This window comes from Desulfovibrio sp. Huiquan2017 (assembly GCF_017351175.1).
Classification (GTDB): domain Bacteria; phylum Desulfobacterota; class Desulfovibrionia; order Desulfovibrionales; family Desulfovibrionaceae; genus Pseudodesulfovibrio.
The window spans coordinates 23,853-44,769 of the sequence record NZ_JAFMPN010000017.1 but is presented as its reverse complement, the minus strand read 5'-3'; the positions used below and the strand labels follow the sequence as shown (position 1 = coordinate 44,769).

The following is a 20,917-nucleotide window of genomic DNA, read 5'->3' as shown; positions in this document are numbered from 1 at the left end:
GGGGGGGGGTTACGGCTTCAACTGACTGAGCAGCATGCCCGCCAGCATCAGGGCGCACCCCGTCAGGCCCCGGGCGGTCAGGACCTCGCCGAGCATGAGCCACCCGCCGATGGCGGCGAAGACCGACTCCAGGCTGAGGATGATGGCCGCGTGGGCGGGCTGGGCGTCGCGCTGGGCGATGATCTGGAGGGTGTAGGCCACGCCCACGGACATGAGGCCGCCGTAGAGGATGGCCGGACCCGCTCCGGCGATGCCGGCCAGGGTGGCCTCCTCGGTGGCGGCCGCACCGACGAGCGAAAGGACCGCGCAGACCGCAAACTGGATGGCGGACAACTTGACGGCGTCCACCGCGTCCAGGCCGGGCGAAAGTTTGCCCACGAGCAGAACGTGGCCCGCCCAGAAGAATGCGCCGATGAACACCAGCAGGTCGCCGAAGGAGATGGCCAGGCCCGAGGTCACGGAGAGCAGGTACATGCCGGTCACGGCCAGGGCCGCGCCGACCCAGGTTCCCCAGCCCGGGCGCTGGGCCAGGAACAGGCCGAAGAGGGGCACCAGGACCACGTACAGTCCGGTGATGAACCCGGCCTTCCCGGCGGTGGACGCCTCCAGGCCAAACCCGGCCAATTGCGGACCGGCCAGGCCGATCTGCTGCAGGGAAGCCCCGATGAACAAGGCCAGGCCAAGCAGTCCGCCGCCGACGATCGTGCGCCTGCGGTCCACGCCGATGAGGCCGGACGCCCGCCGTTTCTCCAGAACCAGGGTAAGCGGGACCAAAGCCAGCGCCCCAAGGGCGAAACGGATGCCGTTGAAGGTCAGGGGACCGACGTGCTCCATGCCCACGCGCTGAGCCACGAAGGCCAGGCCCCAGATGGCGGCGGTGAGGAAAAGCAAGACGTCGGCGCGAAGAGTGCGGGTGTTCACGGGCTGGTCTCCTTAGGGAAAAACTTATCCCGTGTACTGTATTCGCCGCCGGGCGGCAAGGCCGCTTTGCGCCTATTGGTCGGGCTCGTCGCCGCGTGCGGCCTTGACGGCCTCGGCCTCGGCAGTGGCCTTGGCGGCCAGGGTCTTGAGCAGTTCGAGAAGGTACGCCTCGGCTTCGGGCGAGCCCTCGCGCGGGGCCCAATCCGGGATGTCCTTGTCCGACTCCCGGTCATACGGCCCGGTCTTGCACTCGAAGACCAGGGTGTCCTGCTTGAGCGGCACGTAGGTGTGGTAGACGTGCGGGGCCACGTCCACCCCGAAGGTCTCGGTACCGGGTTGGAGGAGAAGCTGCTCGGCGATTTCGCCCTCGTCCGTGAAACGGATGAAAAGCATGGCCCCGGCCATGACCAGAAGGGTCTCGTCCTTGGGCGGATCAAGGTGCCTGTGGGGCGTGATGTAGGTGCCGGGCTGCATGGCGTTGAACATGCGGTGCGCCGTGGCCTCATGCGTTTTGTGCAGCTTCTGGAGCATGCGTTTGCGCGGGCTCTGCCGGGACTGGGCAAGCAACTTGCCCACCAGGCTGAGGGTCAGGGAAGTGACGTCACCCGCAGGCGCTTCCAAGGCCGTGAAAGGAGTTTTTTCTTCGCTCATGCCTTGCTCCCTATCCTGCCAGGGGACTTTGGGCAAGGGGGGCCTAATCCAGCTTGAGCCCAAGCAGGGATATTTCGGAGTAGGCCAGGTCGATGTCCCGGGGCTCGACCCGCGCGGACTTGAAGAACCGCGGCGACTTGATGACCTCCACCTCTCCCCCGGCGTCGTGATCCGTGAACCGCCGGTCCGCGGCCAGCACGCAATCCTCGTCCGGCAACAGGGCCTCGGCGATGTCCTGGACGCGGGCGGTGAACAGTGCCGGATTGGAACGGTAGAGCACGTCGTAGTAGACCGTGCCGCCGTGTTTGACGGCCCGGGACAGAAAGAGCAGACACTGGGTGCAGCGGGTCATGACCAGGACCGGAATGACCGGCAGGTCGTGGTGGTCGTCGAAGACGCGGATGTCGCCCTGGTCGCACCATTGCCGGATTTTGACCGGGTCCGAGACCAGTTCGAGATTGTCGTACTTCTTGCCGGTGCGGCGCCACAGCAGCCGTTCCTCTTCGAGCACGCTCATGCCGAGCGTCTTGAAGAAGTCGATACGCTTGGGGGACAAGGAAAAGACCGTGCAGGTGATTTCGGGATCGTCGATGGCCATCTCGACCATGGCCGAACCGAGTCCGTGCTTGCGGTATTCCTTGAGGATATACCAGGAGGAAAAATTCCGGAATCGCTCGCGGTGGCCGTCGATGACCCGGTACGAACAAACATGGCCGTGCACGCCCACGATGCGGCCGTCGGCCTCGGCCACGATGCCCATGTCGTGGTCGGATCCGCACCAATTCGGGGCGAACAGCGCCTTCCAACGCTTCGCGGTGAAATTCGGATTCATATTCTCGTGCAGAAGCGAACAGACGGCCTCGATGTCCGCAGGCTTCATTCGGCGCAGTGTGGCGGTCATGGCAATCCTCTGGGAAATGGTTCGAAAGGGACGGTAGATCGTTCGTCGGTTGTGTGCAAGCAGAAACCTACCTGACAGGTGTCAACTGTTCGAAACGGGTATTTTTCGGCCGGGAATCAGCCCTTGGCGGGCCAGATAGAGGCCGGGGAAACCCATACCGCCGCAGGATGGGCCGTGGTCGCCGCGAAAAGCGCCTCCACGAAGGCCCAGGCCTCGGCGTCCATGGCCAGATGGTGGGTCAGCAGGCAGGTGGGCTCATCGGCGCGGGCCTCGCCCGTGCGCTTGTCGCGCAGGTGATCCGTGAGCAGGTTCAGGCACTTTTCCGTACCGGCGAAACGCACATGGGGTTTGTCCTTCCAGTAGAGCACGTCGCAGTGGGCGTCGGCCACGCGCAGGTCGGCGGGCGGTGCGGGACGGTGCTTCTTGTAGCTGCCGGACAATCCCCGGTAGCCCATGACCGGAAGATAGGCCAGAAGCTCCGGGTCGATGCGGTTCCACGGCGGCACCAGGACGGGCACGAACCGGCCCTTGAACAACTGGACCAGCTTGCCCATGCCCTGCCGGAGTTCGTCCAGGACCACGGACTTGGGTCGGTGATTGCCCAATTCCCAGGCCCCGGCGCCCGACGGAGCGTGGTTCTTGTGGGCGTAGCCGTGCTGGAGCACCCAGACGTGGTGGGCGTGGGACAAGGTTTTGCGCAGCGGTTCGCCCGCCTTGGCCGGGACCGTGGCCAGGCCGCACGGCACGACAAAGCCGTCGCTCAACCGAATGAGCCGGTCGAGTTCCACGGCCGGTTCGGCCGCGTCGTCGTCGCGCCACCAGAATTCGGCGGTGGCGTCCGCGTCCTTCCAGGCGTCCAGTTCGCGCAGTAAATTATTCATGGCGTGAGCAGTCATGGGACGCAGATAGTAACAAAGCTTGGCAATAAAAGCCACTGCCGCCACTGGCATTTTCATGGACAATGTGGCAGGACCATGCACGGAGGCCACACCAGCATGAACGTCCCCGGCAACATCCTGATCTGGAATATGACGCGGAAATGTAATTTCCGTTGTGAATACTGCTACTTTCCCCACGACAACAGCGCCGTGACCGAGACCCTGGAGGCGACCCGCATCAAGGCCTTCCTCGACAGCACGGGCGAGACCTGGAAAGTCGGCCTGACCGGCGGCGAACCGTTCATCTATCCGGGCATCGTCGATATCTGCGCAACCCTGACCGAGAGCCACGTCATCGGCATCGACACCAACCTGTCCGCATCCTCGAAGATCCGCGAGTTCGCCGAACGCATTGATCCGGCCCGGGTCCATAATCTCTACGTGGCGCTGCACATCGAGGAACGCGAACGGGTCAAAGGCGTGGACGCCTTCATCGCCAACGCCCGCCTGCTCATGGACAAGGGATTCGAGATCATCGTCAACTACGTGGTCCACCCCACGCTGGAGGCGCGCTTCCACGACGACGTGGCCTTCTTCGCCGGGCACGGCATCACCATCACCCCGCGGCCTTTCCGGGGTGAATTCGAAGGACGGCGTTATCCCGAGGCCTATGGCGACCGCGCACGGGCGATCTTCGCCGACCACCCGGAACAGGGCCGGAAGGTGGCTTTCAACTTCAAGGGACTGCCCTGCTCCGCGGGCCGCACCCTGCTGCGCATGGAGCCCGACGGCACGATCTTCCGCTGTCCCGGCGACAAGACCGTGCTCGGCAACGTCATGCAAGAGGTCCGCCTGTACGAGGGACACCCCCCCTGCACCAAGAGCCGCTGCCCCTGCCGAGGGCTGGACCACGTGCGGCTGACCGACGCCCAGGCCGCCCTGGTGGAGGGCGTCCAGTTCGCGGTGGTGGCTGAAAACGGGGCCTCACTCTCGGCCTTCGAACGAGCCATGGCCGCTTCGCCCGGACACCCCTGCGGTGAGAACAATCTCGGCGTGCTGGCCTGGCGGCGCGGCGATGCGGATGAAGCCGTACGCCGTTTCGAGCGCGCCCTGGCGACGCGGCCGGACAACGAACTCTATGCCGCAAACCTCGACGGCGCCCGGACCGGCGCCCCGGATTTCGATCCCGGCATCTGCCTGGATGTCAACGGCGACGCCGTTCCCCGGTAATGCGCGGATAAATTCCACATTGTCCCCCGCCGGTTCTGGACAGAACCCCCACAAGCCTATATTGTAAGCACGAGCCGGAGTAGATGGACTGTCCGGCTCTTTTTGTGACACGCGGAAACTTGATGGAATCGAAAGCGTACAACATCCTGATGTATTCCCACGACACCTATGGTCTGGGACACATTCGCCGCACGATGGCCATCGCCAGGAACCTGGTGGGGCCGGAGGTCAACATCCTCATCGTCACCGGCTCACCCATCGTCGGCCGGTACACCATGCCGCGAGGCATCGACTTCGTGCGCATCCCCGGCATGATCAAGAAGACCAACGTGGTCTATGTGCCGCACTCCATCAAAGTCGATCCCAAAATCGCCATTTCCATCCGCACCCAGATCATCTCCGCCACGGCCAAGAGCTTCAAGCCCGACCTGCTCATCGTGGACAAAGTGCCCACCGGCCTCAAGAGCGAGGTCCTGCCGACCCTCAAGTGGATGCGCAAACACCTGCCCTGCTCCCGCGTGGTCCTGGGGCTACGCGACATCCTCGACGACGCGGAGTCCACCCGCAACGACTGGAAACGCAAGAAATTTCCCGAGGTCCTGCGCGACCTCTACTCCGAAATCTGGGTCTACGGCTCCAAGACCATGTACGACCCCATTACCGAATACGCCTTCCCGGACGACATCGCGGCCAAGACCGTGTTCACCGGCTACATTCCGCGCTTCATCCCGCGCACCCGCAAGACCAAGCGCAAGCACAAGCAGGTCATCGTCACCATCGGCGGCGGCGGCGACGGCTACGTGGTCCTCGACACCTATCTCAAGATGCTCGAGACCAACGGCACCGTGGATTTCAAGACCCTGATGATCACCGGTCCGTTCCTCTCGCTGGAACGCCTCGACGAACTGGCCGACCGTGCCCGCGCCCTCAAGGTCCAGATCAAGCCCTTCGTGCGCAACATGGAAAAACGCATGGCCAAATCCGACCTCGTGGTCTCCATGGGCGGCTACAACACCATGTGCGAAATACTCTCCCTGAAAAAGCCCTCCCTGATCATCCCGCGCGACAACCCGCGCCAGGAACAGCTCATCCGCGCCAGGGTCTTCAAGGAACGGGGATTGTGCGAGTACATCCCTTGGGACGAGATCTCGCCCGAAACCATGCGCGAAAAGATCAACGCCCTGCTCGACGATCCCTCGCCCTACACTACGGCCCTGGACACTTTCGCCATGACCGGGCTCGACGTCATGCGCGAACGTCTCCAATTCTTCCGCGAAAACTGCTGATGTCCGCCCCGTCCAAACAAAAAACCCTGGGCATGGTGCTCAAGGGATATCCGCGCATTTCCGAGACTTTCATCTCCAACGAGATCCGTCTGCTCGAAGAGATGGGCTTCAAGATCCACATCTATTCCATGCGCGCCCCGCGCGAGAATTTCTCCCATGAGTCCATCAAGCGGATCAAGGCCCGGGTCACCTACCTGCCCGAGTCCATGATCTGGGGGCTGCCCCGGCTGCTCTACCACAACGCCCGCCTCTTCCTGCGCATGCCCGGCCGCTACCTGGATTGCCTCAAGATCATGAAAAAGCGCTTCCGCCTGGCTCCCAAGAAGCACACCTGGGTCAAGCACATGCTCCAGGCGGGCTACATCGTGCAGAAATCCATGCTCGACGACGGCGTGGACCTCGGCCATCTGCACGGGCACTTCGCCCATACCCCGACGACAGTGACCATGTACGCAGCCTTCCTGGCCGGCGTCCCCTTTTCCTTCACCGCCCACGCCAAAGACATCTACACCCAGGACCCGCGCCGCATCGCGGACAAGGTCCAACGCGCCAAGTTCGTGGTCACCTGTACCCGCTACAACGAAAAATACCTCCGCGAACACGTGGCGGACGGCAAACCCATCCACTGCGTCTACCACGGCATCAATCTCGACCTTTTCTCCCCCAACGGCCGCCCGCCCGAAGCGAAGCCGCCCTATCACATCCTCACCGTGGCCCGGTTCGTAGAAAAAAAGGGCCTCGACACCGTGCTCGAAGCCCTGGCCCGGTTGCGTGCCCGGGGGCTCGACTTCCGCTACACCCTGGTCGGCGAGGGTAAGGCCAAATTCAACCGCAAAATCAAACACCTCGTCCACTCCCTCGGCCTGGACGACGTGACCACCCTGACCGGGACCATCACCCACGACGAGGTCATCAAGCTCCTGGGCGACACCGACTGCTTCACCCTGGGCTGCCGCGAGGCCAAGGACGGGGACCGCGACGGCATCCCCAACGTGGTCGCCGAAGCCATGGCCACCGGCGTGCCCGTGGCGGCCACCGATGTCTCCGGCGTGCCCGAACTCGTCACCCACGAACGGACCGGGCTGCTCTGCCCGTCCAACGACCCCGAAGGGCTGGCCGAGATCATCCACCGCGCCGTGACCGACGACGCCCTGCGGCGCACCCTCATCCCCGCCGCCGTGGAACGGGCGCACCAAGTCTTCAACAACAAGAAACTCATCCGAGAATTGGGCGAAATCTACAAATCCCACGGCGTGCCCTGCGGCGAGTAGCCGACGGACAGGGAACGCCTCCGGCGGCCGGGGCGCTGCCCCGGACCCGCCAGAGAACCTTTTGAAAAGGTTCTCTGGACTCTCCAAAACTTTTTGTGTCGCTTCGCGAAAGGCGGTCGGCGAAGGGCCGGTGAGCTATTTTTAACGGGAAAACAAACGAAACGGCGAGCTTCCTTGCGTAAGGAAGCATGCCGCTTTTTTTATTCGAAACCGCGGGTTTTGTTTTTTCCCACGCCCCCCGGTCCTTACTCCCCGCGCCCGCAAGCCCGCGCCGGAGGCGCAAAAACGGGAGGCAAGGGCGCGAGTCCTGGCCCGCCGGAGGCGAAATCATTTTGACCTTCGCCGCGAAGCGGCTTTCAACGCCTGATTTTTCCCAGGGAATTAAGGAGCTAGTTCCCTTTTCAAACGCTCCCCTGGCGGGGTCTGGGGCAGCGCGGGCTGCGTTTCTAATCGCCAAGGACGTTCAAGCAGCCACGTGGTCGCCGAAGATTTCCCAGGTTTTCAGAAAGGTGGCGTCAAAGGTGCGGTTTTCCACGTGGGAGCGGGCCTTGCGGCGCATGTAGGCGATGCGTTCGGGGGCATCGACCATATGCAGGATGGCGCGAAGCAGGGAATCGGGATCGTTCGCCGGGACGATGAGGCCGGTTTCGTTGGGCAGGATGTTCTCGGCGGGCCCGCCCTTGTCGGTGACGATCACGGGCAGTCCCGAAGCCTGGGCTTCGAGGACCACGTTGCCGAAGGTGTCGGTGGCCGAGGGAAAGACGAAGAGATCGGCGCTGGCATAGGCCTGGGCCAGGGCTTCGCCCTTGAGCACGCCGGTGAAGATGACGGGGGCGGTGCGCAAAGCGCGCTGCATTTCCGGAAGATAGGGACCGTCGCCGACCACGACGAGTTGGATGGCGTCGCGCATGCGGGCGACCTTGCGGAAGGCTTCGGTGAGGGTATCGAGGCCTTTTTCCCTGGACACGCGTCCGACGTAGAGGAGCTTGACGCCACCGCCGACGTCGAACTTGTTGAAGAAGCCGTTGCGCTTGGCGGGGTGGAACCGTTCGGTGTCCACGCCGCGCGGGTAGGTGACGATCTTGCCGGGGTCGATGCCCCGTTCGACGAGCTCGAACCGGGTGGCCTCCGAGGGCGCGTAGATGACCTGCATCTGATTGTAGAACCAGGACATGTAGCGCCAGCAGCCGTCTTCCAGGCCCGCGTCCTCGGTGAAGCTGCCGACGTATTCGGGGAAGGCGGTGTGGTAGGTGCCGTGAAAGGGAAGTTTCAGGATCTTGGCGATGGCCAGGGCGGCGAGCCCGACAGGCCCGGGAGTAGCGGCCAGGATGCAGTCGTATTCCTGCTCGAAGCAATGGGTGAGCATATCGAGAAACGGCGGGTAGGCCAGGGAGAGTTCGGGATATTCCGGGATGTCGAAACGGCCCACGGGCTCGAAGGAGACCGCACCGGGCACGTCGGCCCTGGCCCCGCAGGTGATGACGGTCATGTCCTTGCCGTGCCGGGCGACCATTTCGAGCTGTTGACGGATGGTCCGGGCCACGCCGTTGATCTCGTCGAAGGTGTCGGTGAAGTGCGCGATCTTGAGGTCGTCGCTGGTCCGGGCGTTCTTTTTGCGGAAGCGGTCGAGGCAGGCGTTGGAAAAAGCCCGTTCGGTGGAAAAGAGATCGTAGCCCACGAAGTAGGGAGCGAGCAGGGCGTAGAGGGAGCCCGCGGAGCCGATGGAATGAAAGACGTCGAACAGGTTGGCCCCGAGCACGGAGTGAAGGGTCCGGTCCGCGAACTGGGCGAGGACACGGTTGGCGGCCAGGGAGACGAAGCGGGCCCACTCGCGTTCCAAGACGACCACGTCGTCCACCTGGCCGCGCGCGATGCGCATGAGGGTCGGATCGTGGGCGATGATGTCGGCGGCCTCCTTGAGAAGCATGTCCTGGACCGAGTCGGACGGACCGTATTCGCGGTGCAGGGTCGCCTTTCCCCGGCCGATGATGCGTTGCAGCAGGGAGGAGAGCGACGGTTTGGGCTCGGCCCCGGGATTGAGGGCGGATTTGATGAAGCGAAAGCAAATGTGCTCGGAGACTTCAGGGGACAGGGAGCCCGCGCGGGAGCGGTAGAACTGGTAGGCGATGCCGTAGAGGTTGTGGGCCATGGTCCGGGGCGTGGCCGGAACCCCGGCGGGTCTGGCCGTGCGCCCGGCCAGGGCGGCCAGGATGTTTTGCAGGGAGGGACGACCCGGAAACACGGTGTGCATGCGGGCGATGTTCAGGGAGGAATGGTCGTCGGACCCGCCGGTGATGCCCTTTTCCCACGGTTCGTCGCCGTAGGGTTCAATGCCGTGGGTGTTGGCCAGCCTGTCGATGTCGAGCGGCGTCAGCCGGGCGACGATGTCGCGCAGGGTCTTGTTCTGGCGGGCATCGCGGGTGCCGTTTTCCTCCAGCGTGTTAAACAGAAGCAGGGCCTGCTCGAAATGGGCCGGGGTCAGACGGTCGTTGACCGCGAAGAGCGGGTGGGCCAGGACGTGGGTAATGCGCTGTTCGCGGAGATAGGGCACGAGGTCGAAGACGTTGTCCCGGCAGCGCTGGATGTCCTCGTGCTGGGCCTCGGTGATGTCGTAGGCGAGCACATGGAGCTTGCAGCGGTCCTCGGGAAAGTAGGTGGTGATCTCTTCGCTGACGAAGGTGTTCGGCAGGTGGGCGATTTCCAGGGCCCCGGCGATGGTGTTGTGGTCGGTGATGGTGACCATGTCCATGCCCCGCTTGAGCGCGATGTCGTAGAGGCGGCGCGGCTCGGTGAAGCTTTCGGGGCAGCCGATCTTCTGCAGGATCCACTGCGACGGGCGCGTGGAGAACCGTGAATGGACGTGCATGTCCACCTTGAAGAGAGGGTCAGCCATGGGAGTCTCCGTTGCGGCCCGGGGCCGCCTGGTAAAGCGTTCGGCGGCCTAGGCGCAACGGCGGGCGTGGTTCTGGACGCCCTCTTCCTCGGCGGCCTGGCAGTGCACGCACAGGCGGGCCGAAGGGTTGGCCTTGAGCCGGGCCACGCCGATTTCCTCGCCGCATTCCTCGCAAACGCCGTAATCGGTGTGGGACAGCCGCTTGAGGGCGGCCTCGAATTCGCGGATGCGGGCCACGCGGCGGCGCTGCATGGCCACGGACAGGCCGTGCTGCGCGAGCTGGGCGGCGAAGTCGGTGTCGTCGGGGCAGTTTTCAAGGGCGATGACGCCGCTGGTCAGTTGGCCGTTCATGGCGTGCAGTCCCTGCATGAGGTGGGATCTGATGTCCCTGAGCTGATTCCTGGTCATGATTCCTCCGTCCGGTTGGAGTGTGAGTTGCTCCTTCCTAGTCCCTTCGCCGTTTCCATGGGTGGCGCTTTGGTGACGGGCTTTCGACATTTACGTGCAATCCAAAGATGTGAAATCGTGGACTCCACGGGCAAAGGCCGATACCATTGCGGACGGGTGCGCGGTCCCTTCCGCACATCTCTTGAAAAACTCTAGACATAAGGAGCGGCAAGCCGATGAAGTGGATATATGTTTTGTTCGCCCTGGTGGCCGGTGCGCTGATGCCGGTTCAGGCCGGGATCAACCTGCGGTTGCGCGGGTCGCTGGGCGACCCGGTCTGGGCGGCGGCGGTCTCCTTCGGTGTGGGCACCCTGGCCCTGCTGACCTACCTGCTGGTCACGCGCACGCCCGCGCCCTCGCTCGGCATGGCCTCCACGGCCCCGGGCTGGGCCTGGACCGGCGGAGCGCTGGGGGCCTTTTTCGTCCTGGCGACCATCGTCCTGGCGGGGCAGCTCGGAGCCACGACCATGATGGCCTGGCTGTTGGCGGGCCAACTCATGGCCGCCCTGGTGCTGGACCACTACGGCCTGGTCAGTTATCAAGTGCATACGGTGTCCTGGCCCCGCATCGCGGGGGTGTGCCTGCTCCTGGCCGGGGCCGTGCTGGTCAACAAATACTAATCGAGAGAGAACAATGAGCATTACCAAGGATCTGGCCACCGTATGCCGGATGATCAAGATCGAACATTCGGTCTTCGCCCTGCCCTTCGCCTACATGGGTGCGTTTCTGGCCGCCCGGGGGTGGCCCGGGCTGTACAACATGATCGTGCTGACCGTGGCCATGGTCGCCGTGCGTTCCTTCGCCATGGCCTTCAACCGCTACGCCGACCTGGACATCGACCGCGAAAACCCGCGCACCCAACAGCGCGCCCTGGTCACGGGCGAGCTGTCCACCCGATTCACCCTGGCCTTCATCGTGGGGATGGCCGTGGTCTTCGTGGCCGCCTGCGCACTGATGAACCCGCTGTGCCTGCTGCTTTCGCCCGTGGCCCTGGCCATGGCCGCCTCCTACAGCTTCTGCAAGCGGTTCACGCCCTGGTGCCACTACATGCTCGGCTCGGTCCTGGGGCTGGCCCCGGTGGCAGGCTGGATCTGCGTGGACCCCGCCATTTCCCTGCCCTCGGTCATGCTGTTCTGCGGCGTCACCCTGTGGGTGGCCGGGTTCGACCTGCTCTATGCCAGCCAAGACGCGGACTTCGACCGCGAACGCGGGCTCTATTCCATCCCGGCACGGCTGGGCATCCCGGCGGCACTCACCATCTCCAGCCTGAGCCACGCGGTGGCCGCCGCCTTCTTCCTGCTGGCCGGCTGGGCCGCAAACCTCGGCGGTGTCTATTTCACGGTGGCGGGCCTCATAGCCGTAATCCTCATGGCCGAGCACCTGCTGGTCAAACCGGACGACATGAGCCGGGTGAACGTGGCCTTCTTCACCATGAACGGCGTCATCGCCGTGGTCCTGTTTGCGGCCACGGTGGTTGATCTGGCGGTCCGGGGCTGATACGTCCGGGACAGGAGCGCCGTATGCAGGAACAACTCGAACCGGCACTGGCCAAGATCACGGAGATTCTTCAATTCCTTGAGGGATGGCTGAACTCGCATGTCCTGACGTGGCGGACCGCGGCCCAATGGGCGGCGGCCCTGCTGGCGCTGCTCGCGGCCCTGGCCCTGTGGCGGCTCATCCGGCCGAGGCTGGCCCGCTGGCGTGACGCCCAGGTGCGCAGCGCGGTAGGCCGCGCCGCGATCACCGGACTGTGCGGCACGGGCGGGCTGATCCTGTTCATCGGCCTGGCCCAGGCCTGCGGCGCGGTCTTCGAGTCCATGGGCTACTCGCCCTGGGTCCTGGACGCCGTCAGCCAGTTGACCGTGGCCGGAATCGCCCTGCGCCTACTGTCCTACATCATGCCCAACAAAGTCCTGGCGCGAAGCACGGCCACCGTGGTCTGGGTCTTCGTCTCCCTCCAGATTCTCGGTCTGCTCACGCCCCTGACCAACTTCCTGGAAAGGATGTCCTTCACCATGGGCAACAGCACGTTCACCGCCCTGGGCGCGCTCAAGGGCCTGATCCTGGCCGTGATCCTGCTCCAGGCCGCCGCCATGCTCTCCGGCTTCGCCGCCGGGCGCATCGCCGCCATGCGCGAGGTCTCGCCCTCGGTGAAGGTCCTGCTCGGCAAGACGGTCAAGGTCGTGCTGTTCACCATGGCCATCCTGCTGGCCCTGTCCGGGGTGGGCATCAACCTGACCAGCCTGGCCATCTTCTCCAGCGCCCTCGGCGTGGGCATCGGCTTCGGGTTGCAGACGATCATTTCCAACTATGTGGCCGGGGTCATCCTGCTCATGGACCGGTCCATCAAGCCGGGCGACACCATCGAGGTGGGCGGGGTGTTCGGCGTGGTCGGCGGGGTCTACGGCCGGTTCTCCTCGGTCAAGACCCGCGACGGCAAGGAATATCTCATCCCCAACGAGCACTTCGTGACCAATGAGGTCATCAACTGGACCTACTCGGACACGGACGTGCGCCTGCGCATCCCGGTGGGCATCGCCTACGACTCGGACGTGGACAAGGCCATGCGCCTCATGGAGGCGTCCACCCGGGGGCTTTCCCGCATCCTGACCTCGCCCGAGCCGCGCGCCCTGCTCATGGAGTTCGGCGACAGCTCGGTCAATCTGGAGTTGCGCGCCTGGATCGCGGACGCCAATGACGGCGTGTCCAACATCAAGAGCGAAATCCTTTTGCGCATCTGGAATTCCTTCCACGAAAACGGCATCGAGTTCCCGTTCCCGCAACGGGACGTGCTCCTCAAGCCCGGCTCCGCCCTGGCCGTGACCGTGAGCGGGAATACGATCGACAACCCCGGCCAAGATCCCGCCGGGCAGGAGGAATAACCCATGCGCATATTGATCGCCGCCCTGGCCGTCCTCGCCGTCCTGGTCCTGTGGGACGCGGCCTGGTGGCTGCTCAAGGGCGTGCGCCCGCTGTCCCCCTGGGGGCTGCGCCGCGCCCTGCGCCGGGAGACGCCTCCCACCGTGCTGGATGTGCGTACCCCGGCGGAATACCGGCTCTTCCACATCCCCGACGCCATCAACCTGCCCTATCCGTTCACCGACGAGGACCTGACCGCCACCCTGGATAACCGGGAACAGCCCGTGGTCGTGGTCTGCATGACCGGCCACCGCTCCCCCCCGGCCGTACAGCAACTGCAACGCAATGGTTTCGGCGACGTCAAGAACCTCACCTGGGGCATGTCCGCCTGGAAACTCGCGGGCGGCGAGACACTCTCCGAGGAATGAATTCGGGGCCTGTCTCCGTGACGCTCCGAAAAGGGAAATCAGACGTTGAAGCCGCTCTGCGGCGGGCAAGGACTCGCGCCCTTGCATCCCCCTTTTGCGCCTACGGCGCGGCTTTTCAGCTTACCCGACAAGGGCGGCGAGACGGGAGCCATTTGCCCTTGTATTCAAGTCCGTTGCCGAGGTCCTCTATTTTAGCTTGACAATCAAACTACATCGTCCGTAGAAAGTTTGACAGCCAAACAATACAACTTTCAAACAACACGGACGGACTATGCAATTCGATTCCATATTCTGGGTGGCGCTACAGTCGAGTGCCCTGCTCGGGCTGGTGCACGGGGTCAATCCCTGCGGCCACTCCTGGCTGGTCCTGGCCCCCTTCGTCTACGGCGAGAAGCGCGGAACGCGTGTCCTGGCCCTGACCCTGTCGTTCGTCGCCGGGACCACCCTGGCCTGCCTGCTCATCGGCCTGACCCTCGGCTCGATCTCCCTGGCCATCCCCGAATCCTTCACCTGGTACGTGGACTGGGCGACCTTCGCGGTGCTGCTCGTCCTGGGCTTGATCCTGATCGTCCGCCCGCATCTGCTGCACAGTCATGATCACGACCACGACCACGATCATGCGCACGACCACGATGATCACCACGGACATGGCCATGATCACGATCATCACCACCCGGACCACGCCCACCATCACGGCGCCGCCTGCCCGGTCTTTGACCGCAGGACGGCCACCCGGTCCATAACCGTCTGGGGGCTGTTCGCCATCGGGTTCGTGAACATGATCGTGCCCTGCCCCACGGTGGCGCTCATGTACACCTATGCCCTCGACTCGGGCAGCGTGTTCAAGGGCACGGCGGTCTTCGGGGTCTACGCCGTGTCCACCGGGCTGACGCTCGCCGCGGTCATCTTCGCCATCTACAAGGCCGCCGGGCTCATGCGCACCTTGACCAGCGACTGGATCGAACCCGTGGTCATGCGCGCCGCCGGGGTCATGACCATAGCCTTCGGGGCCTACAGCCTGTATACATCCGTTTAGAGGGAAGGAGGATGTCATGGTAGGCAAAATCAACCACGCCATCGTGGAGTTTTTCGAGAAGCTCTCGTCCTGGGAGCACGACGTGGTCCGCGAAAAGGGCATGACCCTGCCGCAGATGCACACCCTGGAGGTGCTCGGCATCCGGGGTTCCATGCGCATGAAGGAATTGGCCGAGGCCATGGGCATCACCACCGGCACTCTGACCGTGCTGGTGGACCGCCTGGAGGACAAGGGCTGCGTCCGCCGCGTGCCCCACGACACGGACCGGCGGTCCATCAACGTGGAGCTGAGCGACGCGGGGCGTGAGCTCTTCGAGGAGCACGACCGGTTGCACCTGCGCCTGACCGAGGACCTGGTCTCGGCCTGCCCGCCCGAGGACCGCGAGGCCCTGCTGCGCTGCCTGACCAGCATGAACGGACAGTTCTAGGCCCGCGACCGCGCCATGGCGTCCATCACGCATCGCAATGGGTGCGCCATTGACCGCGGCCTCCGCCTGCCTTATTTTCTCCGGCATGAGTGAATATATCGACCAGATCGAGACCGGCGAGTCCGTGGGGCTGGTGGAGAAGAAATTTTTCACCTTCGGCGCGGACGAGCCCATGGAACTCGAATCCGGGCGCAGGCTCGGGCCCGTCACCCTGGCCTACGAGACCTGTGGCACCCTCAACGCGGACAGAACCAACGCCATCCTGGTCTGCCACGCCTTGACCGGGGACTCGCACGTGGCCGGGTTCTACGCCGAGGACGAGCCCAAACCCGGCTGGTGGGACCTCATGGTCGGCCCCGGCAAGCCCATCGACACGGACAAGTATTTCGTCATCTGCTCCAATGTCATCGGCGGCTGCATGGGCTCCACCGGCCCCGCCTCCGAGAACCCCGAGACCGGACGCCCCTACGGTGCCGCCTTTCCGGTGGTGACCATCGGCGACATGGTCCGCGCCCAGCGCCGCCTCGTGGACTCCCTCGGCATCGACACCCTGCTGGCCGTGATCGGCGGGTCCGTGGGCGGGATGCAGGTCCTGGAATGGTCCGTGCGCTACCCCGACCGCGTCCACGCCGCCATTCCCCTGGCCACCACCGTCAAGCACTCGGCCCAGGCCATCGCCTTCAACGAGGTCGCCCGCCAGGCGATCATGGCCGACCCCAACTGGAACCGGGGCGACTACTACGACGCGGACAAGCCCGAGCACGGCCTGGCCGTGGCCCGCATGGTCGGGCACATCACCTATCTGTCCGACGAATCCATGCGCCACAAGTTCGACCGCCGCCTCCAGGACCGCGTGGAACTCTCCTTCGACTTCGAGGCCGACTTCCAGGTGGAGTCCTACCTGCGCTACCAGGGCAACAAGTTCGTGGACCGTTTCGACGCCAACTCCTTCCTCTACCTGACCAAGGCAGCCGACTATTTCAATCTCGAAAACCACTACGGCGACGGCTCCCTGGTGGCCGCGTTCTCCCGCGCCTCCTGCCGCTATCTGGTCGTATCCTTCACCTCGGACTGGCTCTACCCCACCTACCAGTCCAAGACCATGGTCAAGGCCATGAAAAAGAACAGCCTGGACGTCTCTTTCTGTGAAATCGAGGCCCCCTGGGGACACGACGCCTTCCTGTTGCCCAACACCCGCCTCTGCGACCTGCTCTCCGGCTTCCTCAACAAGGTCTGCCAACACTGCCGCATCGGAGCCGCCCAATGAGATTCGACCTCCAAGTCCTCGCCTCCTGGATCGAACCCGGCAGCCGCGTCCTCGACCTCGGCTGCCGCACCGGCTCGCTCCTGGCCCACCTGACCAAAGAAAAATCCATCATCGGCACCGGCGTCGAGATCGACGAAGAGGCCGCGGGCCGGGCCATCGCCAAGGGCCTCTCCGTCATCCACGGCGACATCTACGAGGAAATCGAGGACTATCCGGACAACGCCTTCGACTACGTCATCCTCTCCCAGGCCCTCATGCAGGTCCTGGACCCCGAAACCCTTATCCGCGAAATGCTCCGCGTGGGACGGCTCGGCATCGTTTCCTTCCCCAATTTCACCCACTACAGAAACCGGCTCCAGATGCTCTTCACCGGACGCGCGCCCATGTCCAAGGAGCTCCCCTACGAGTGGTACAACACCCCCAACATCCGGGTCATTCCCATCATCGACTTCCGCCGTTTCTGCAAACACCTCGGCGTGCCCATCGTCAAGGAGATGGCCATTTCCACCCACCACCACGACGAACAGGGCAAGGTCATCACCTTCCTGCCCAACCTCTTCGCCACCTTCGGCATCTTCATGCTCGGCCAAAGGCGATAGGCCTGCCCCCGGCGGACGCCGGACGAATATCTTTGCCGCATCGTTTTAAAAAGGACTGCCCATTTTCGCGCATCCGTAGTAAGGAATTGAGCATTGGGTGGAAATCCTCTAGAATCCGCCCGGTTTCGTTGTTTGAAACGTGTACAACCCTGATTTTAAGGAGATCGATATGAGCATCATCACCGGCGTCTGGGCGCGAGAGATCCTGGACTCGCGCGGCAACCCCACAGTGGAGTGCGAAGTGGTTCTGGAATCCGGCGACATCGGTCGGGCGGCCGTGCCCTCGGGCGCATCCACCGGATCGCGTGAGGCGTTGGAGCTGCGCGACAAGGAAGAGCGTTACGGCGGCAAGGGCGTGCTCCAGGCCGTGGAGAACGTACGCGGCGAGATCGCGGGCGCGGTCATCGGCATGGACGCGGTGCGCCAGGTGACCCTGGACAACACGCTCATCGACCTCGACGGCACCGAGAACAAGGACCGGCTGGGGGCCAACGCCATCCTGGGCGTGTCCATGGCCGCAGCCAGGGCCGCGGCCAGCTTCATGGGCATGCCGCTGTACCAGTACCTGGGCGGGACCAACGCCAAACTGTTGCCCGTGCCGCTGATGAACATCATCAACGGCGGCCAGCATGCGCCCAACAACCTGGACATCCAGGAATTCATGATCATGCCCGTGGGCGCCGAGACCTTTGCCGAGGCACTGCGCATGGGCGCGGAAATCTTCCACAATCTGAAATCCATCCTGGCCAAGGACAAGCACGTCACCTCCGTGGGCGACGAGGGCGGCTTCGCCCCGAACCTGAAATCCCACGCCGAGGCGTTCCAGTACATCATCCGCGCCTGCGAGGCCGCGGGCTACGAGCCCGGCCGCGACGTGGGCCTGGCCATCGACGCGGCGGCCAGCGAGTTCTACAAGGACGGCAAGTACGTGCTGGCGGGCGAGGACAAGATCCTGACCGCCGCCGAACTCATCGACTTCTACGACGACCTGGTCTCCCGCTTCCCGCTGATCTCCATCGAGGACGGCCTGGCCGAGGGCGACTGGGACGGCTGGGAGGTCATGACCGACAAGATGGGCGACCGCATCCAGTTGGTGGGCGACGACATCTTCGTGACCAACCCGGACATCCTGGCCGAGGGCATTGATCGGGGCATCTGCAACTCCATCCTGATCAAGCTGAACCAGATAGGCACGGTAACCGAAACCCTGGACACCATCGAGCTGGCCAAGACGGCCGGGTACACCAACGTGGTCTCCCACCGCTCGGGCGAAACCGGGGATACCTTCATCGCCGACCTGGCCGTGGCCGTGAACGCGGGCCAGATCAAGACCGGCTCCCTGTGCCGCTCGGATAGGCTCGAAAAGTACAACCAGCTCCTGCGCATCGAGGAGGAGCTCGACGAGGACGGCGTCTACTACGGCCCCATCCTGGCGGGCAGCTTCTTCGACGAATAGCACACACCGGAAAGGGGGAGGGCCGAGCGCGGCCCTCCCCTTCTCCTTTCGGCCGTCCGGCGCGGCGCGCGGCGAAAATCCGGCAAGCGGCCCCCGGCTTGCCAACCGGCGCCTTTTTCTCTACGTAGCGGCCAGCACTTGTACGGCAACCCCATATTTCAAACGCGGAGTGAGACATGATCCTGCTAGACGGAAAGGAAACGGCCGCGACCATTCGCGCCGAAATCAGGGAAGAGGTGGACAAGCTCAAAGCCAAGTACGGACGCAAGCCCGGACTGGCCGTGGTGCTGGTGGGCGAGGACCCGGCCAGCCAGGTCTACGTGCGCAACAAGGAGCGCGCCTGCGAGGACTGCTCCATCCGCTCCATCCCCCACCGGCTCGAAACCGCCAGCCAGCTTGAACTGGAAGGACTCATCCACGAACTCAACCGCGACGTGTCCGTAGACGGCATCCTGGTCCAGTTGCCCCTGCCCAAGGGGCTCGACTCCCAGAAAATTCTCGACCTGATCGACCCGGACAAGGATGTGGACGGCTTCCACCCGGTCAACGTGGGCAAGATGTCGCTGGGCCTGCCCGGCTTCAAGCCGTGTACTCCGGCGGGCGTCATCAACCTGCTCAAGCGCTACGGCCTGGACCCGGCCTGCAAGAAGGCCGTGGTCATCGGCCGGTCCAACATCGTGGGCAAGCCCCTGGCCATGATGCTCGCCCAGAGCGGCCCCTGCGCCAACGCCACCGTGACCCTGTGCCACTCGCGCACCCCGGACCTCAAGGCGGAATGCCTGGAAGCGGACTACATCTTCGCGGCCATAGGCAAGCCCAAGTTCGTCACGGCCGACATGGTCAAGGAAGGCGCGGTGGTGGTGGATGTGGGCATCAACCGCACGGACGAGGGGTTGGCCGGAGACTGCGATTTCGAGGGGCTCAAGGACAAGGTCCACGCCATCACCCCGGTTCCCGGCGGCGTCGGCCCCATGACCATCGCCCAACTCATGGTCAACACCCTCCAGGCCTTCAAGATGCACGTGGGCGCCGAATAGCCCGCCGCGCAACGTAAAAATGAAAGCCCGATACGGCCCGCGCCGTACCGGGCTTTTTTGCCCCCCGTTTCCCCTTCCTCTCTCCTTTCCTAAATCGTTTGGGGCCGCTTCGCGGGAAGGGTTGGCAAAGGGCTCCTTTTGAACTCCTGCCGTTTGACCCGGGCCGTCCCCTTGTGTGCGCCGAGATACAGCTTGCCCGCCTTGACCTTGCACTCGTTCAGCATCCACCAGTCGGTCTCTAACTTCCTCGAAAACATAAGCAGGGAAGCCGAGGCCTCCAATCTGACCATGGGCGTAATGGTTAAATCCGCTTCATAGCGCACGTTGCCAATCGAGCAACGCCGGATTCATCTTTTTCGCTTAAGGACATAAAGAAATATTCACAACCGCCGATAAGAGCAACATGATCATCTCTGGCGCACATATGAACTACGGGTTCATGCAACAGCTCAAGACCCGGCGGGACCAGGGCGAAGACCGGGGAGCCGCGTCTTCGTTGCTGGAAAAGGCGCCGGGTTTGCGCCTGGGCCAGGTGGCGGTGGCCAACCCGGCCAAGGACGGGCTGACCCCGGCGGCCTCGGCCCTGGCCAACGCGCCGGGACAGGCCGGGAAATCCTCAGCCAGCGACCAGACGCTGGGCGAGACCTTCGCCAACGAGATCGCCCGCCGCATGAGCGAGATCACGGATGAGAACGGCGAGATCAAGGACACCGGGGCCCTGCGCGACCAACTGGCCTCGACCATGGACTGGCTGCGCGAACGATTCGGCGACGAGACCGCCGCCGCGGCCGCCGGGATGATCGTGCAGAGCACCTCCTCGGGCGTGAACGAGGACACCTTGGGCGATGGATTGCTCAACGCCCTCAAGTTCATTGACCGAAACTTCGGCACCAACGCGGGCGACGCGACCATGACGAAGTTCAATTCGGGCATCAACACGGCCCTGAACGAATTCTTCGACAATGGCCAGAACGAAATCTTCCACGTAGCCGAATCCTCCGGGAACGCTTCGGCCACCCAGAACGCGAGCGCCGGGCTCTACGCACAGGTTGCCCGGGGCTCGGAGGATGCCGACCCCCTGGCTCCGCTCAACGACGTCCTGGCCCAGCTCAAGAACGAGTTGGACAACACCGCCCAGCTCCAGGACCTGACCAGCCAACTCGAAGAACAGTTCGATCCCGCCAAGACGAACATGGACCAGGCCCTCGACGCCTACCAGGCCGTACCGGGCGACACCTCCCCGCAGCTCACGAGCATGACGGTCTAGGCCCCATCCGGTCGAACCGACGCAGCCGATTCCCCCGCGAATCGGCTTTTTTCATGTCTTCCG

The 20,917-nt window shown here is 64.0% G+C and carries 20 protein-coding genes; 14 read left to right on the top strand and 6 right to left on the bottom strand.

Features of this window, described 5'->3' with window-relative positions:
* Positions 1-9: 9 nt before the first annotated feature.
* The 4 genes from J0909_RS14930 to J0909_RS14915 all read right to left on the bottom strand — a co-directional run bounded on the left by J0909_RS14930 (position 10) and on the right by J0909_RS14915 (position 3,354).
* Positions 10-921, bottom strand: a complete 912-nt coding sequence (locus J0909_RS14930; RefSeq protein WP_207264051.1) for a DMT family transporter — start codon at positions 919-921, stop codon at positions 10-12.
* Between the two features lie 72 nt (positions 922-993).
* Entirely contained in the window at positions 994-1,572 is a 579-nt protein-coding gene (locus J0909_RS14925) for a WbuC family cupin fold metalloprotein (RefSeq protein WP_207264050.1), read from the bottom strand.
* Between the two features lie 43 nt (positions 1,573-1,615).
* Positions 1,616-2,473, bottom strand: a complete 858-nt coding sequence (locus J0909_RS14920) for a GNAT family N-acetyltransferase (protein ID WP_207264048.1) — start codon at positions 2,471-2,473, stop codon at positions 1,616-1,618.
* A gap of 116 nt (positions 2,474-2,589) precedes the next feature.
* Positions 2,590-3,354 carry a polysaccharide deacetylase family protein gene (locus J0909_RS14915; RefSeq protein WP_207264047.1) on the bottom strand — a complete coding sequence of 255 codons (765 nt, stop codon included), beginning with the start codon at positions 3,352-3,354 and terminating at the stop codon, positions 2,590-2,592.
* Between the two features lie 114 nt (positions 3,355-3,468).
* On the opposite strand from J0909_RS14915, the gene J0909_RS14910 reads away from it, so the two are divergent.
* The 3 genes from J0909_RS14910 to J0909_RS14900 all read left to right on the top strand — a co-directional run bounded on the left by J0909_RS14910 (position 3,469) and on the right by J0909_RS14900 (position 7,138).
* Positions 3,469-4,581 (top strand): radical SAM protein, encoded by a 1,113-nt coding sequence (locus J0909_RS14910; protein WP_207264045.1) that lies wholly within the window; start codon positions 3,469-3,471, stop codon positions 4,579-4,581.
* A 122-nt stretch (positions 4,582-4,703) separates the two neighbouring features.
* Positions 4,704-5,867: a glycosyltransferase family protein gene (locus J0909_RS14905; RefSeq protein WP_207264043.1), complete on the top strand. Its 1,164-nt coding sequence runs from the start codon at positions 4,704-4,706 to the stop codon at positions 5,865-5,867.
* Positions 5,867-7,138, top strand: a complete 1,272-nt coding sequence (locus J0909_RS14900; RefSeq protein ID WP_207264041.1) for a glycosyltransferase — start codon at positions 5,867-5,869, stop codon at positions 7,136-7,138. Before J0909_RS14905 ends, J0909_RS14900 begins: the two co-directional genes overlap by 1 nt.
* A gap of 463 nt (positions 7,139-7,601) precedes the next feature.
* Here the strand turns inward: J0909_RS14900 and J0909_RS14895 are convergent, their stop codons facing one another.
* Together J0909_RS14895 and J0909_RS14890 are read right to left on the bottom strand one after the other, a co-directional pair.
* Positions 7,602-10,031: a glycosyltransferase gene (locus J0909_RS14895; protein ID WP_207264039.1), complete on the bottom strand. Its 2,430-nt coding sequence runs from the start codon at positions 10,029-10,031 to the stop codon at positions 7,602-7,604.
* A gap of 48 nt (positions 10,032-10,079) precedes the next feature.
* A complete protein-coding gene (locus J0909_RS14890) occupies positions 10,080-10,439 on the bottom strand; it encodes a TraR/DksA family transcriptional regulator (protein WP_207264037.1) in 360 nt (119 codons plus the stop codon).
* A gap of 215 nt (positions 10,440-10,654) precedes the next feature.
* Here J0909_RS14890 and J0909_RS14885 point away from each other — a divergent pair, with 215 nt between their 5' ends.
* The 11 genes from J0909_RS14885 to J0909_RS14835 all read left to right on the top strand — a co-directional run bounded on the left by J0909_RS14885 (position 10,655) and on the right by J0909_RS14835 (position 20,854).
* Positions 10,655-11,098, top strand: a complete 444-nt coding sequence (locus J0909_RS14885; protein WP_207264034.1) for a DMT family transporter — start codon at positions 10,655-10,657, stop codon at positions 11,096-11,098.
* 13 nt (positions 11,099-11,111) lie between these two features.
* Entirely contained in the window at positions 11,112-11,975 is an 864-nt protein-coding gene (locus J0909_RS14880; RefSeq protein ID WP_207264032.1) for a UbiA-like polyprenyltransferase, read from the top strand.
* A gap of 23 nt (positions 11,976-11,998) precedes the next feature.
* Positions 11,999-13,360 (top strand): mechanosensitive ion channel family protein, encoded by a 1,362-nt coding sequence (locus J0909_RS14875; protein WP_207264029.1) that lies wholly within the window; start codon positions 11,999-12,001, stop codon positions 13,358-13,360.
* Between the two features lie 3 nt (positions 13,361-13,363).
* Complete coding sequence (locus tag J0909_RS14870) at positions 13,364-13,765, top strand: rhodanese-like domain-containing protein (RefSeq protein ID WP_207264028.1); 402 nt, start codon at positions 13,364-13,366, stop codon at positions 13,763-13,765.
* Positions 13,766-14,036: 271 nt separating this feature from the next.
* Entirely contained in the window at positions 14,037-14,801 is a 765-nt protein-coding gene (locus tag J0909_RS14865) for an urease accessory protein UreH domain-containing protein (RefSeq protein WP_207264027.1), read from the top strand.
* A gap of 16 nt (positions 14,802-14,817) precedes the next feature.
* Complete coding sequence (locus J0909_RS14860) at positions 14,818-15,228, top strand: MarR family winged helix-turn-helix transcriptional regulator (protein ID WP_207264026.1); 411 nt, start codon at positions 14,818-14,820, stop codon at positions 15,226-15,228.
* An 85-nt stretch (positions 15,229-15,313) separates the two neighbouring features.
* Positions 15,314-16,495, top strand: a complete 1,182-nt coding sequence (gene metX / locus J0909_RS14855) for a homoserine O-acetyltransferase MetX (protein WP_207264025.1) — start codon at positions 15,314-15,316, stop codon at positions 16,493-16,495.
* The gene (gene metW / locus J0909_RS14850; RefSeq protein ID WP_207264024.1) at positions 16,492-17,094 is read left to right on the top strand and encodes a methionine biosynthesis protein MetW; all 603 of its coding nucleotides are present in this window, start codon (positions 16,492-16,494) and stop codon (positions 17,092-17,094) included. Before metX ends, metW begins: the two co-directional genes overlap by 4 nt.
* A gap of 169 nt (positions 17,095-17,263) precedes the next feature.
* Positions 17,264-18,550 (top strand): phosphopyruvate hydratase, encoded by a 1,287-nt coding sequence (gene eno, locus J0909_RS14845; protein ID WP_207264023.1) that lies wholly within the window; start codon positions 17,264-17,266, stop codon positions 18,548-18,550.
* A 176-nt stretch (positions 18,551-18,726) separates the two neighbouring features.
* The gene (gene folD, locus J0909_RS14840; protein WP_207264022.1) at positions 18,727-19,587 is read left to right on the top strand and encodes a bifunctional methylenetetrahydrofolate dehydrogenase/methenyltetrahydrofolate cyclohydrolase FolD; all 861 of its coding nucleotides are present in this window, start codon (positions 18,727-18,729) and stop codon (positions 19,585-19,587) included.
* A gap of 403 nt (positions 19,588-19,990) precedes the next feature.
* Positions 19,991-20,854 (top strand): hypothetical protein, encoded by an 864-nt coding sequence (locus tag J0909_RS14835; RefSeq protein ID WP_207264020.1) that lies wholly within the window; start codon positions 19,991-19,993, stop codon positions 20,852-20,854.
* Positions 20,855-20,917 lie beyond the last annotated feature (63 nt).